This is a genomic window from Flavisolibacter ginsengiterrae DSM 18136 (assembly GCF_059568575.1).
The window spans coordinates 1-13,667 of the sequence record NZ_JCANTR010000001.1; the positions used below are offsets into that span (position 1 = coordinate 1).

Below are 13,667 nucleotides of genomic sequence, written 5' to 3' on the forward strand. Positions count from 1 at the left end.
GCCATAACTGGTATTAGATTTTAATAGCTGCAAGTTTTTGAAAATCCCTCTCAGTTCAAAACCCCTATGTCCGTTTTGGCCGCTTTTGACCGATTTGACCGGTAATGACCGCTTTTGGCCGCTGGAAAATATGGTTGAAAAGTTGACAGGTTAACAAGTTGAAAAGAAAACAGCCAAAGGCTTCTTGTTTTATCAGGAAATCCTTCGCGATTCTTTGAGCCTTTGCGGCTTTGTGGCCCTTCTCTACCTTCGTCTGCCGAAGCTTGAGCGAAGGCAGAGCTTCATCATTCAACATTCCTTGTTCATCTGTTCGATATTCCCCTCCTTCTCCCTATCTACAGTGTACCAACGCCCTGGCTGCAGTATAGCTAAGGTATAGATACTGCGTGATCACCACGCAGTATCTATACTGCAGGTAGGGAGAAGATAGGGGGCTGCTATACTCCAGGTAGGTAGTAGCCAGGTAGTTAATTGGGAGCATGCCGGGAGTAGCCTTGAGAACAAGCTATTATAAATTCAGCTTCTTCATTTCTTTCACCGCATAATCACAGGCCCGGGCAGTCAATGCCATATAGGTCAGTGAGGGATTCAGGCAGGAAGAAGAGGTCATGCAGGAGCCATCGGTAATAAACACATTGGGCACTTCGTGCATCTGGTTCCAGGCATTTAATACCGAAGTTTTGGGATCTTGACCCATTCGGGCGATGCCCATTTCATGGTTGGCATTTCCAGGGAAAGATATGCTGCCACGTACGGAGGGATTTTTAAAACCTGCGGCATTCAAAATCTCCAGCCCTGTAGCCTTAACATCTTCGTGCATGGCTTTTTCATTATCCCTGAACGCACAGTCAATAGCTATAATAGGGCGACCCCATTGGTCCTTTTTCGAATGATTCAAGCTGATGCGGTTGTCCGGATAGGGAAGGCATTCACCAAAAGCATACAGACCCATTTGCCAGGGCCCTGGATGAGTAAGGACTTCTTTTAACTCCGCGCCAACAGCTATATCGCTAAAGGCTTTTGTTCTGAAGGCACTGCCACCAAAATGGTAACCACGGATGAAACCCGGCTGCTGTTCTGCAATATTTCGAAAGCGGGGAATATAAATGCTTACCGGCCTCCGGCCATAATAATAACTGTCTTCAAATCCTTCCACTTCTGCCGAGAAGGAGAGTCCCTTGTGGTGGTCCATCAGGTTGCGGCCTACCTGGTCGCTGCCATTACCCAGGCCATTGGGAAAGCGGCTGGAGGTGGAATTTAAAAGTATAAATGCAGTAGCTACTGTTGATGCATTCAGGAAGATCAGCTTTGCATAAAATGTCTCTGTTTGTTTGCTTTCAGTATCTATGATCTCGACACCACTGGCTTTTTGTTTTTGCTCATCGTAGATCACCTGGTTTACAAGAGCGTGGGGACGTACGGTAAGGTTGCCGGTAGCATAGGCAGCAGGAATGGTACTGGCATTCGTGCTAAAATAAGCTCCATAGGGACAACCCCTGTGGCAAAGATCACGGGCCTGGCATTGACCCCTGCCTTTGACAGGTTTGGTAAGGTTGGCCGTCCTGCCCATGATCACTTTCCGGTCGTTATAGTTTTTCTCTACCTGCGTTTTAAAATGTTTCTCCACACAATTCATTTCAAAAGGTGGCTGAAATTTTCCATCAGGTATCACGGCTATTCCATCCTTATTACCACTCACTCCAATGAATGATTCCACATGATCGTACCAGGGAGCAATATCCTTATAGCGGATGGGCCAGTCAACGCCATGACCATCTTTTAGATTGGCTTCAAAATCCAGGTCGCTCCACCTGTAGCAGGCCCTTGCCCATAACAATGAGCGACCACCCACAATGTCACCCCTGATCCAGTCAAAACGTTGGGTTTCTTCATAGGGATTTTCCTGGTCATTGATATAGAAATGCTTATTGTCCTCACGGAAGGAGTAGTGGCGGCTTTGTACAAAGTTTCTTTGTTTATCCTCCAGTGATAATGAAAGACGATGGGGAAAATCCCACGGATCTTTAGTTGCAGTTGGATATTCTCCATGAACCACATTCCGTCCCCGATCAAGCAACAATACCTTTAATCCTTTTTCACATAGTTCTTTTGCAGCCCAGCCACCACTGATTCCCGATCCAACTATAATAGCATCGTAAGTTTTCTTTTGTTTGGATTTGATGTTGAGTAGGGGATCTCCAGGCATAGGAAGGGTTTCTGGTTTATTGTTTTTTGTTTCTGGTTCGTTAGGTGTAAGAAACACTATTATAGTAATATTTCTTAAGGTCAGTTGCCAACTTCACTAAGTGTAATATTTGAATCATGTAGGTCAAAGTTTGGGATCATGATTTCAAAATTTATAAAGTAACGTTAAGCAATAGGCCATTTTTACATTATATTTTTCATTATTCATAAGGACTTTCCCTCCTTGTCAACTTTTCAACCTGTTAACTTATCAACTCATAGTTTACATTTAATTCATTCCTCTTGATCAACTTGCCAACCTGTTAACTTGTCAACTAACCCCCAAAATGCCTCTTCATAGCAACCGGGTAGTCAGCAATGGCTAATTCAGGTTCCGCAATTTCCGGGTGCCAGAGCTTTTCCCATTCAAAACTATAATAACCTTTGTAACCAGCTTTTGCCAGGACATCAATGGCTTCAAAGATGGGTACATCTCCCTGGCCCAGCAATGTATAGTGAGGCTGGCCATCTATTATTTTGGCATCCTTAATATGCGTATGGTGGATATATTTCCGAAGCTTATTATACACTAATGCAGGTGGCTCTTTGGTTACCGTCCACATATTGCAAACATCCCATACCAGTCCAACTTGTTTATGGGAAGCTTCATGCATTACCTGGAGGATATCTTCTGAGCTGGTGAGATCACCATGGGTCTCCAGAAGCACCATTACTTTTTTTGTGCTGGCATAATCCCCGAGTTCCAATAATCCCTTGCTTATGCGTTTTATGACCTCCTTTTTATCCTGGTCTTTCGGCAGGTTATTGGGGAATACGCGAATATAGGGACAGTGTACCTGTGATGCGAGATCAATGAAACGCTTTGCTTCTACCATGCTCTTTTCTCTTTCAGCACCCTCAGCATGCATATTTGCAGATGAACCAAGTCCGACAAATTCCAGTCTTTTCTTTTTCATCAAGGATAGGGTATCCTTCCTGTTGGTAGGGGATTTGAATTCAGGGCATTGGGTAAGGTCCATCTGGCGTTGTAATCCTCTTATTTCTATTCCCCTGTAACCATGCTTAACTGCAAATGTTGTGATCTGATCAAAGGACCAGTCAGGACATCCAAGGGTTGAAAAGGACAACAAAACGGGCTTTTTACGGAAGTCAAAGGCAGTACCTATAATCATTGAACCCAGGAGCAGGGCAGAGGCCTGTAAAAATTCTTTACGGGTAGAAGTATTCATATCAATAAGCCAATAATGATATTATTGATTCAATATACATTAATAAAGCTAAATAGATAGGTATACGATGAATGCGCTGTCAATGCGTAAAGAGCAATTGGAGAACTTTGATTTGTACACAGTCCGGGGATTTTAAAGGCCGGGTAAAGCTTAGTTATTAACATTTCACAAAACAGTAGGGAACTTACTTGCTTGGTAACAAATCGCCCGTTACTTTAGCCTTGGTTTTTCATAGGATATTGGATTTTACACGAGGCTGGATTTCTATCCGGCCTTTTTTTTATCCTTTTTTGATCTTCATATAGCTTTTACAGGCAAAACGATACAATCTACTACGCATTTACACGAAGCCTATTCTCGTAGAATTACGAGGCTCTAAGTAATTACCATAAACAAAAAATCAGGTATTAAAGCTATTGTTCCACAACAGGTGGAGGCTTAGTTTTGCATCAGAAGTTGATTGATACATATCAATCCATCCAGTATCCAGAAAAACAACCGTCCAGTAAGTTATTATCCAATTTCCAAAAGAAAAACCAAATCCAATATCAGTCAACTTCTATCTTTTATCCTTTCGAATATCCAGATCCAGATATCCATTGAACCCATTAAATCCAAATATCCCAATCCTGTGAATGCCCAGGCGTCCAATACCGATTAACCTAAACAAAAAGTACCGGCGACCTGAAAATATTGATCCCCTCGAAAGAGGGGATTTAATTTTTTATAATAACTCGTAAGAAAGGTAAAGGATCAGTGTTTAGCGTTTAACAGGGTGGAGGTTTGATGGAGGAGGTGAAGAATATTCTTCATCTATTTGCTGTCTATTTAAATATTGATTTAAAGTATGACTGCATGTAATAGCTATGGTATACCCTGAAGAACGAGAAACAAAAAACTATAAACAAGAAACACTTACTTTTTTTCTTCTTTGATCCTGTTCAGGTTTGATAGCGTCACATTCAGTTCAAAACCCATAAGCACCGCCAAAGCATTTACATAGATCAATGACATCAGGATGAAAATGGCACTGATGGAACCATAGAGCTTATTATAATTACTAAAGTTGTTGACGTAGAATGAAAACAGTAAGGTGGTTATGATCATTAGACCCGTAGCTAAAATGGAACCCGGTGTAAGGAAGGGCCATTTTTTAGTAATGGAAGGGCCGTGCCTGTACACAAATGAAACGATATAGAATAATAATAAAACAATAAATATCCACCGGGCATTATAGATCATATTTTGCCAAAAATGGCTTTTAACTCCCAGCCAGTTCAATACCTGTCCCTGGGCAATCAGCAGGAATACAAATACCGCCACCAGTACAAAAACGATCAGGGTCAATTGCAAAGCCACCAGGCGCCTGCGAATGAATTTTCTTTTCCGGAAGCCCGGGTAATTTTTATCAAAGGCTCTGAGTATACCCATCATAGCATTACTGGAAAAATAAATGGCCAGCAATAAACCAAAAGACAATAAACCATTGCGCGGGCTATTGAGAAAATCATTCAGGAAGGCAATGATCACCGCGTTATTCTTTTCCCCGGGAATAATATCCCGAATTAATGAAAACAGTTCCTGAACAAATTCACGCGAGATAGGCAGTAAAGGCACCAGTGTAAAAACAAAGATCATGGTAGGGGGTATGGCCATCACAATATTAAAAGAAATGCCACTAGCCCTTTCCGTTAAACTGGTGCGGCGCAACTGGGCAAGGAAGGAAGGCCATACTTCGTAGATGGACAAACCTTTGAACCCGGGCAAGTACACCTTCTTGCTTTGACTTACGATCTGTTGCCCCGGGGCGGAGGCTATGATCTGTTTGGTTATCCTGGTATGTAAAGCCATTATTTGGTTTCTTCTTTGGCCTTATTGGATGAATCCCTTTTATTCAGTGCCTGTTGGTACAATTTAGCTTTTTTCAGGTGTTCCTCATATGACGTACTGAAATCATGTTCCTGTTTGAAATCAGGGCTGGCCACGAAATAGAGATATTCTGTTTGCGGTGAATTCAGGACCGCATCAATAGATCTTTTTGAAGGCGTACAGATTGGTCCCGGGGGCAATCCTTTATTCTTATAGGTGTTGTAAGGCGATTCCACCTGCAGGTATTTCTCATAGATCCTCTTCAGTCCAAAATCCCTTAAAGCGTATTTAATTGTGGGATCTGCCTGCAAAGGCATACCCTTGTTTATCCGGTTGAGGTACACACTGGCAATATTGCCTTTTTCATTGTTATTATTGGTTTCTTCTTCAATGATGGAAGCCAAAGTATAAGCCTGGACAGGAGTCAGTCCATGGGCCTGTGCCTTTTGTTTTCTTTCACTGGTCCAGAACTTCCTTGATTCATCATAGAGCTTCTGAAAAACAACAGATGGTGTGGAGTTCCAGAAATAAGTATAGCTGTCCGGTATGATTGCAGACATTACAGTAGTAGAATCCAGGTCATAGCTTTTTAAAGAATCAGCGGTTGATAAGAAACGGATCATCTGAATAGAGTCGAACTCAAACTTATTTCCCGCCAGCTTTGCCAGATCTTCACGGGTGCGCAATTTGGTGATGACCAGTTTTACCGGTGTCTGGTGTCCATTGCGAAGTGTCCGTACAAGAGAGAAAAGGCTGGTGCCTTTTTTAACCTCGTATTTGCCCGGCTTGATACTCGTCCAGTAGTTCATCCAGGAAGCCAGCCATTTGAACGTGGTAAGATTGTAAACAATATTATTCTTATCAATGGAATCGAGAACGGCCTGCTTTGTAGGTGCCTTTGTCCTGATATACAAAACCTCTTTGTCAGTTGAAAACCCCGTGGCTGGTCCCAACAGAAACCAACCTGCGCCAATTACTCCAATAAGGAGGAGGATCACTATTGCCCAAACTACTTTCTTCATAGGGTTCAAAGTAAATAAAAAACCCTGTCTTTCAGGACAGGGTTTCCAACTATAAAGAATTAATTATTTAGGGCTGTTCTGAGGTTGTGCAGGGAAAGTACCTGAGTTAGGAGCCGGCTTTGGTTGCTGTACGGGTTGTTGTGCCGGTACAGGACCATTGGTTACATTGTCAATACGATCACGAACCTGCTGACCACCAGAGATAAAAAAGGTGGAAACAATACAAAGAACACCAATAACTGCTGCAAAGATCCATGTGCCTTTTTCAAGTACATCCGTTGTTTGTTTAACACCCATGAACTGGTTGCTAAATCCGGCGATGTTACCGGCCAGTCCGCCACCCTTAGGGTTTTGAACCAAAACGATCAGACTTAAAACGATACAGGCCACAATGATCAGGATAAGAAATAACAAGGTCATATCAGGAACGCTTTAGATTTTCAATTTTCGTTGCAAAATAAGCCCTTTTAGAGGGATTGAGCAAACTTAATTTGTTATAAACTTCAATGGCTTTTGAGGCGTTACCCTGCTTGATCCAGACTTCAGCCATGGCTTCCGTCCACACGCTGGCATCATGTATGGAATTCAACGCCATATTCTGAACCCTGGTTTCAGTACCGGCATCTACCGAGGCTCCCAATTGGGTAGCCGGCAGTCTTTTCATGGTCTTTAACCACTCGGTGAAGCTTTTCACCTGTTTACCAAATTTATCCCTTGGCAGTTCCTCCTGAGATATCTTGATACCCTGGGAAGCAAAATAGTCAACCGTATGAAAGGGTTCAAAGCTGATGCCTGTGTCTGTAACAGGCGCATTTAACTTATCTTTTAATAACCCCTGTCCTGGAACCGGTAGTTCTGAAGGGATTTCCTCAACTGTTGCCAAACTGGTTTCACTTCCTGCAGTTATATTGGCATTGTTGATTTCATTTTCCTTATCAGGTTCTGTTAAGGCAGAAGATGTTTCCGGTTCAATAACTACCGGCTCCATAACTGCTTCCAATTCTTTGACAGGCTTAGGCACCTCTATTGGTACTTCAACTTGTTCCAAACCTGTAATCGGTTCAGTATCTTCTATAGCAGTATCAAACCCACGGGCATTCTGTTCTTCATCCACCACAACAGGTTCATTAAAGGGAATGTTATCTTCTCCATCACCTAAAGCTAATTCCTGATCATCAAAACTGATCTCTGTGTAATACCTGCCTGAATTAATAAAATATTGGAACTCCAGCGGGTCGGGATAATAAAGAATTGCTTTTTGTAATTGAGCGTTGTATTCTGCTGATCCTTCCTGTTTTAATTTTTCGAGCAGGAGAAATTGAGCGGGTGCAAAATAGGGATAGCGCTGTGCCAGTCCTTTAACTTCAGACAGGTCACATTCTTCAATAGTCGCTTTGCCAAACAAATGTTGAGCCAGTGCATGGATTCTTTCGCTCATGTCGGCAATTTACTACCAATTGGAAAATATACGGTTGAAAATTTCGTCTGTCAGATTGCGGATCATTTCATCGAGCAGGCCAGCTTCAGCTTGCTGCAGGCTTTTGTTGGAATCAAAATCAAAACTGCGGCTGATATCAAATTCCTGCACATGACTGGAGAGCTGGTTATTCAATATAATATGGACAGAAACTGTCAGCCTGTTCAGTGAAGACTGCGCACGACCATTGGTATTGGTAACACCCGATGTGCTCACTGAATAATCAGTGATACTTCCACTGATATCCCAGTTGGCATTATCGTTTGTAGTGCTGGAAAGTCTTGTCTGGCTGGTGATCTTTTGTTTTAACCTATCGGTAAGTGTGGGGCTCAATTGAGGGTTCACGTAAGGCGCCCTGTTTTCAATAAAATTTACTCGTACGGTTTTGATACTGTCGGGAATTGTGCCCACATCATTAAAACTATAAACCCCGCAGGAGGAAAATGTAGTATTCAAAAAGATCAATAAGAAACCCGCGAAAAGGAAAAATGCTATTGAAGATCTTACACGCATAATTGTTTTTTATTCTGGAGGCAGTTACTACGAATACAATCCTTTACTGGTCTATATCATACTCCTTTAACTTACGGTACAAGGTTCTTTCGCTGATGCCCAGGTCCATGGCTGCATCCTTTCTTTTTCCCCTGTGTTTTTTCAAGGCCTTTATAATCAGTTCCTTTTCCTTATCCATAATATTCAGGCTTTCTTCCACTTCTTCATGTTCATGAATATCACCCGCATGCATCACTACAGGTTGGGAGGGTGAAGGAACATTTGAAGATACTAAAACGGGTGCACCTGCCTCTGAAGTTTGCAATTCTTTAACCTCGTTTAAAAAGCTGGGGCTTTGATGGGCCAAAGAAGGATTCTGCATAACTTCAAAGAATAACCTTTTCAATTCCGTCACATCTCTTTTCATATCAAAAAAGAGCTTGTACAAAATATCTCTCTCATTATTGAACTCATGAGATTCCTGCCCGTTCACATGTGCCAAAATGGGCAAACGGTTGGTATTTGTTTCCGGAAGAAAACGGCCCAATTCTTTTCCATTGATCTGCCTGTCCACAGCCAACACGGATATCTGCTCAGCGATGTTTTTCAATTCCCTGATATTACCGGCAAAAGGATAATTCATCAGTGATTGCCTGGCTTCATCATCCAGTTGCACCGGAGAGGTCTTATAGCGTTCTGCAAAGTCTACAGCGAATTTTCTGAATAGGAGCGGAATATCCTCTTTACGATCACGAAGGGAGGGTACCCTGATAGGGACAGTATTCAACCTGTAATACAGGTCTTCCCTGAATTTATTTTGTTGTACGAGTTGCAGCAGATCTTTATTGGTAGCTGCTATCACCCTCACGTCTGTTTTCTGCACTTTGGAAGAACCTACACGGATAAATTCACCGCTTTCCAAAACACGTAGCAGGCGGGCCTGGGTGCCCAATGGCATTTCACCTATTTCGTCAAGGAAAATGGTACCGCTGTTGACAGTTTCAAAATATCCTTTACGGCTATCCGCAGCGCCGGTAAAGGAACCTTTTTCATGACCAAACAATTCCGAATCAATAGTGCCTTCTGGTATGGCGCCACAGTTCACAGCAATGAAGGGATTGTGTTTGCGTGATGAAAGAGAATGAATGATATGCGAGAAAGCTTCTTTACCTACACCACTTTCACCAGATATTAAGACCGTCAGGTCAGTATTGGCCACCTGCGTTGCTACCTGCAATGCATAATTGAGTGCCGGTGAGTTACCTATAATTCCAAACCTGTTTTTTATACTCTGTAGATCCATTCGTATGGTTTAAACTAATTCGCCTAATAATGTAGCCTGTGTACATTCACTGACCTTAACATGAACATAATCACCTGGCTTGTAACCAGAAGTTCCTTTAGGGAACACAATCACTTTATTTTCTCCTGATCGGCCCATCCAATGCTCATTGCTCTTTTTCGATTCAGCCTCTATTAATACTTTGAAGGTTTTGCCAAGGTCTTTCAGGTTGCTTTCCAGGGAAAGGCGGTTTTGAACTTCCACAATTTCCTGCAGCCTTCTTTTCTTTACATCCAGGGGAATGTCATCTGCATACCTGCGCTGTGCCAAAGTGCCCGGCCGTTCGCTGTAAAAGAACATATAGCTCATATCATACCTGGCAAATTCCATCATATCCAGAGTATCCCTGTGGTCTTCTTCCGTTTCCGTGCAAAAACCAGCAATGATGTCAGAGCTGATACCACATCCGGGCAATAATTCCCTGATCCTTTCCACCTTGGCCTTATACCATTCCCTTGAGTAACTGCGGTTCATTAACTGAAGTACCCTGGTAGAACCACTTTGCAGCGGAAGGTGGATGTATTTACATATATTCTCGTACCTGGCCATTGTATGCAGGACCTCGTCTGTAATATCCTTGGGGTGTGAAGTGGAAAAACGAACCCTTAGGTCAGGGGATACCTGTGCAACCATTTCAAGCAATCGCGCAAAATTGACCACTTCAGCTTTTGCGGCAGAACCATTAATCAAGGAGTTGTCATTAGAAGCCAGTTCCTCGGGCACAAAATAATAGCTGTCAACATTTTGACCCAGTAAGGTCACTTCTTTATAACCAGCCTCAAACAGGTCCTGGCATTCTTTCAAAATACTTTGGGCATCGCGGCTGCGTTCCCGTCCACGGGTGAAAGGGACCACGCAAAATGAGCACATGTTATTACAACCCCTCATGATACTTACAAAGGCGGTAATGCCATTGCTATTCAAACGGATGGGAGAGATATCGGCATAGGTCTCATCACGGCTTAAAAGAACATTGACCCCTTTTTGGCCTCCATCTGCTTCTGCTATCAATTGTGGCAATGTCCGGTATGCATCAGGACCCACCACCAGGTCCACTAATTTTTCTTCCTCTAAAAATTTGGATTTCAACCTCTCCGCCATGCAACCTAAAACACCAATTAAGGTAGAGGGACGGCCTTTTTTTAGCTTTTTAAATTCAGTCAAACGTTTCCTTACTGTCTGCTCAGCCTTCTCCCTGATGGAACAGGTGTTCAGTAATATAAGGTCTGCTTCCTCAAAATTCCTGGTGGCACCAAAACCTTCTGCTGATAAAATGGAAGCTACGATCTCGCTATCGCTGAAATTCATCTGGCAGCCATAGCTTTCAATATAAAAACGGCGCTGGTATAAGTTAGGATCATTATTAAAAGGAGCATACGCTTCTCCCTGCCTGGCCTCATCATGCACCTTGGTGGTTGCTATTTCAAACATAATTCCTCTAAAATTGGCTGCAAAGATAAATAATTAAGACGGTGATAGTGACAGGATGACAGATTTTAGGAAATCCATTAGAGATGTAAAACGCCATTAACAAACACAGGATCCTTTTTGATCAATGATCAATAAAGCAATATAAAACTTTCATTTTAGGACTGCACCTGTAATGGCAGTTTAGATGCCAGCCAGGATTCTTTTACCGGTACGATCCATTTTGATTCCAGGGCTGTTTTATTGAGGACCAGGTTATCAAAGAACAGGGTGTCCCCATTGATAAACCCGTTTTCAAAAGCATATAGCAACTGGTTCATGGGCAATACCTGGATCTTATCTTTTATGACAAAGGCCAGGTTGGTACGATTGAGCAGATCAACACCGAATTTTTCACCCAGTTCCTTTATAAAACGAACAGAAGAATCCGTGCTGCATCCACCAACACCCACTTGTGATTCGTCAGCCATCAAAACAATGAACTGGCCAAAGAATAAATTACAGTAGGCATTTACTTCAGCGCCGTGTGAACGCCATTCCGCGGCAAATTTGTTGAGGAGTGATTCTATCTCCAGTGCTTCCGCTAAGGTGAACAGCCGGGAACTTTGATAGATCCACACTTTGCTGTTACCAGGAAAATTATGGGGTAAAAGTTCTCTGTATTCTAAATTCATACGGCAAAGGTAGGCCTCTGAAATAAAAAGGTAGAACCGCGAGGTCCATGATGAGGCCAGGAAAACAGGTATCCAGGTATAAAATATTGCCAAAAATGTAATTGTAGCTGAAGCCTAAGGACTTAAAACTGAAATCTCTGAATGATAAACAACATATTAAAGCGGTATTCCCTTATTTTTGCGGCTCAAAATTGCAGCCTTGGCTACTAAATTTTCAAGAGAGACCTACCTGTATTGGTACGAATTAATGCAGCTCATCCGCCAGTTTGAGCTCATGGCAGAAGAAAAGTATAAGATGGAAGGAAAGATCCGCGGTTTTTTTCATGCCTATGTAGGGCAGGAAGCAATAGCTGCCGGATGTATGACTGCCACAAAACCAGAAGATATGTTCATCACTGCTTACCGCGATCACGGTTTGGCTATTGCTAAAGGGATATCTGTAAATTCCTGCATGGCTGAATTGTATGGCAAGGCCACAGGATGTGCGAAGGGTAAAGGTGGAAGCATGCACTTTTTTGGTAAGAAAGAGAATTTTTATGGGGGACATGGTATCGTGGGCGCCCAGATCGGAACAGGCGCCGGGCTGGCCTTCGCAGAACAATACCGCGGGACGGACAACGTGGTACTGACTTATTTTGGTGATGGTGCTGCCCGCCAGGGTATGTTGCATGAGACCTTCAACCTGGCTATGTTGTGGAAATTGCCGGTAATATTCATTTGCGAGAATAATAATTACGCAATGGGTACTTCTGTCAGCCGCACCTCTAACATAACCGATATCTATAAGCTGGCCGATGCTTATGAAATGCCTGCCGATGTAATTGATGGCATGAGTGCCGAAGCTGTTCATGAAGGCGTGTCAAGGGCTGTAAAAAGGGCAAGGGAAAAAGGTGGACCAACTTTGCTTGAGATCAAGACCTATCGTTATAAAGGTCACTCCATCTCCGATCCGCAGAAATACCGTACAAAAGAAGAAGTAGAAGAATACAAGAACCAGGACCCCATTACCGCATTATTGAAGACCATCTTTGAAAATAAACTGGCCACCGAAGAGGAAATCAACCAGATCAATGACCGGGTAAATAAAGCAGTAGAAGAAAGCGTGAAGTTTGCAGAAGAATCTCCATGGCCATCAGATGATGAAGTATTGAAAGATGTATATGTTGACCAGAACTATCCGTTTATTACGGATTAATTAATTATTCCACCAAATTAAACATTGAATATTCATGGCTGAAGTAAAACACCCACGTCAAAAAGCTGAAAACGAAGAAGTGGTTGAACGTGCAAAAGATTTCTGGGTTCGATACAATCGTCCCATTTTGATGGTATGTGCTGCCATCATTGTGTTGGGAGGCGGATACCTTGCCTATAAATACCTGGTTAAAGCACCCAAAGAGAAAAAAGCAGCAGAAGCTATTTTCAAAGCAGAAGAATATTACCGCGCCGATTCGCTGAACAAGGCATTAAAAGGAGATGGACAATTTCCCGGGTTTGAAAAAGTAATAAGCCAGTATGGTGGTACTGATGCAGGCAATATGGCAAAATTCTATGCCGGAACGATCTACCTGAAAAATGGAGACTATGCCAAAGCGGAAAAGTCCTTAAAAGATTTTGATACGGATGCCGAGCAGATCAAAGCCCGTTCCTACAAGCTGCTGGCCGATGCTTATGCAGGAGAGGGTAAAAATGCGGATGCTTTCAGCTATTACAAAAAAGCAGCCCATGAATTTGAAACTGACCAACAAGGTTCTTCAGAGTACTTGTTCCTGGCAGCTTATTTTGCAGACCGTGTGTTAAATGATAAGAAACAAGCCATTGACCTGTATAAAGAACTGAAAACTAAATTTCCACAGAGCACCTATACCATGGAGGCTGATAAATACCTGGCACAGGCTGGAGTTTATAACGTGGATTAATTACACCGTA

General features: G+C 42.6%; 12 protein-coding genes. 2 read left to right on the top strand and 10 right to left on the bottom strand.

The genetic code is table 11. The annotated features are described in order from the left end of the window. Positions 1–508: 508 nt before the first annotated feature. From BP74_RS00005 to BP74_RS00050, 10 genes are all read right to left on the bottom strand, one after another. Entirely contained in the window at positions 509–2,206 is a 1,698-nt protein-coding gene (locus BP74_RS00005) for a GMC oxidoreductase (RefSeq protein WP_496369761.1), read from the bottom strand. Positions 2,207–2,519: 313 nt separating this feature from the next. Beyond that, complete coding sequence (locus tag BP74_RS00010) at positions 2,520–3,434, bottom strand: sugar phosphate isomerase/epimerase family protein (RefSeq protein WP_496369763.1); 915 nt, start codon at positions 3,432–3,434, stop codon at positions 2,520–2,522. 915 nt (positions 3,435–4,349) lie between these two features. Continuing rightward, positions 4,350–5,285 (bottom strand): YihY/virulence factor BrkB family protein, encoded by a 936-nt coding sequence (locus BP74_RS00015; protein WP_496369765.1) that lies wholly within the window; start codon positions 5,283–5,285, stop codon positions 4,350–4,352. Next, the gene (gene mltG / locus BP74_RS00020) at positions 5,285–6,325 is read right to left on the bottom strand and encodes an endolytic transglycosylase MltG (protein ID WP_496369767.1); all 1,041 of its coding nucleotides are present in this window, start codon (positions 6,323–6,325) and stop codon (positions 5,285–5,287) included. The genes BP74_RS00015 and mltG overlap by 1 nt, the downstream gene beginning before the upstream one ends. Positions 6,326–6,388: 63 nt before the next feature. Then, entirely contained in the window at positions 6,389–6,745 is a 357-nt protein-coding gene (gene secG, locus BP74_RS00025) for a preprotein translocase subunit SecG (protein WP_496369769.1), read from the bottom strand. Between the two features lies 1 nt (position 6,746). Continuing rightward, on the bottom strand, positions 6,747–7,763 hold the full coding sequence (locus tag BP74_RS00030) for a DUF8458 domain-containing protein (protein WP_496369771.1): 1,017 nt from the start codon (positions 7,761–7,763) through the stop codon (positions 6,747–6,749). Between the two features lie 12 nt (positions 7,764–7,775). After that, on the bottom strand, positions 7,776–8,315 hold the full coding sequence (lptE, locus tag BP74_RS00035; RefSeq protein WP_496369773.1) for an LPS assembly lipoprotein LptE: 540 nt from the start codon (positions 8,313–8,315) through the stop codon (positions 7,776–7,778). Positions 8,316–8,358: 43 nt separating this feature from the next. Beyond that, positions 8,359–9,597 carry a sigma-54 interaction domain-containing protein gene (locus BP74_RS00040; protein WP_496369775.1) on the bottom strand — a complete coding sequence of 413 codons (1,239 nt, stop codon included), beginning with the start codon at positions 9,595–9,597 and terminating at the stop codon, positions 8,359–8,361. A 9-nt stretch (positions 9,598–9,606) separates the two neighbouring features. After that, entirely contained in the window at positions 9,607–11,067 is a 1,461-nt protein-coding gene (gene miaB, locus BP74_RS00045; protein ID WP_496369777.1) for a tRNA (N6-isopentenyl adenosine(37)-C2)-methylthiotransferase MiaB, read from the bottom strand. A gap of 155 nt (positions 11,068–11,222) precedes the next feature. Then, entirely contained in the window at positions 11,223–11,738 is a 516-nt protein-coding gene (locus BP74_RS00050) for a hypothetical protein (RefSeq protein WP_496369779.1), read from the bottom strand. A gap of 199 nt (positions 11,739–11,937) precedes the next feature. On the opposite strand from BP74_RS00050, the gene pdhA reads away from it, so the two are divergent. Continuing rightward, on the top strand, positions 11,938–12,933 hold the full coding sequence (gene pdhA / locus BP74_RS00055) for a pyruvate dehydrogenase (acetyl-transferring) E1 component subunit alpha (protein ID WP_496369781.1): 996 nt from the start codon (positions 11,938–11,940) through the stop codon (positions 12,931–12,933). 34 nt (positions 12,934–12,967) lie between these two features. Then, positions 12,968–13,657: a tetratricopeptide repeat protein gene (locus tag BP74_RS00060; RefSeq protein ID WP_496369783.1), complete on the top strand. Its 690-nt coding sequence runs from the start codon at positions 12,968–12,970 to the stop codon at positions 13,655–13,657. The last annotated feature ends 10 nt before the right edge of the window (positions 13,658–13,667 follow it).

Coding starts and splice junctions, on each gene's coding strand:
- mltG (WP_496369767.1), bottom strand. CDS start 6,325: ATGAAGAAAGTAGTTTGGGCAATAGTGATCCTCCTCCTTATTGGAGTA.
- BP74_RS00060 (WP_496369783.1), top strand. CDS start 12,968: ATGGCTGAAGTAAAACACCCACGTCAAAAAGCTGAAAACGAAGAAGTG.
- BP74_RS00015 (WP_496369765.1), bottom strand. CDS start 5,285: ATGGCTTTACATACCAGGATAACCAAACAGATCATAGCCTCCGCCCCG.
- BP74_RS00040 (WP_496369775.1), bottom strand. CDS start 9,597: ATGGATCTACAGAGTATAAAAAACAGGTTTGGAATTATAGGTAACTCA.
- miaB (WP_496369777.1), bottom strand. CDS start 11,067: ATGTTTGAAATAGCAACCACCAAGGTGCATGATGAGGCCAGGCAGGGA.
- BP74_RS00005 (WP_496369761.1), bottom strand. CDS start 2,206: ATGCCTGGAGATCCCCTACTCAACATCAAATCCAAACAAAAGAAAACT.
- BP74_RS00030 (WP_496369771.1), bottom strand. CDS start 7,763: ATGAGCGAAAGAATCCATGCACTGGCTCAACATTTGTTTGGCAAAGCG.
- secG (WP_496369769.1), bottom strand. CDS start 6,745: ATGACCTTGTTATTTCTTATCCTGATCATTGTGGCCTGTATCGTTTTA.
- BP74_RS00010 (WP_496369763.1), bottom strand. CDS start 3,434: ATGAATACTTCTACCCGTAAAGAATTTTTACAGGCCTCTGCCCTGCTC.
- BP74_RS00050 (WP_496369779.1), bottom strand. CDS start 11,738: ATGAATTTAGAATACAGAGAACTTTTACCCCATAATTTTCCTGGTAAC.
- lptE (WP_496369773.1), bottom strand. CDS start 8,315: ATGCGTGTAAGATCTTCAATAGCATTTTTCCTTTTCGCGGGTTTCTTA.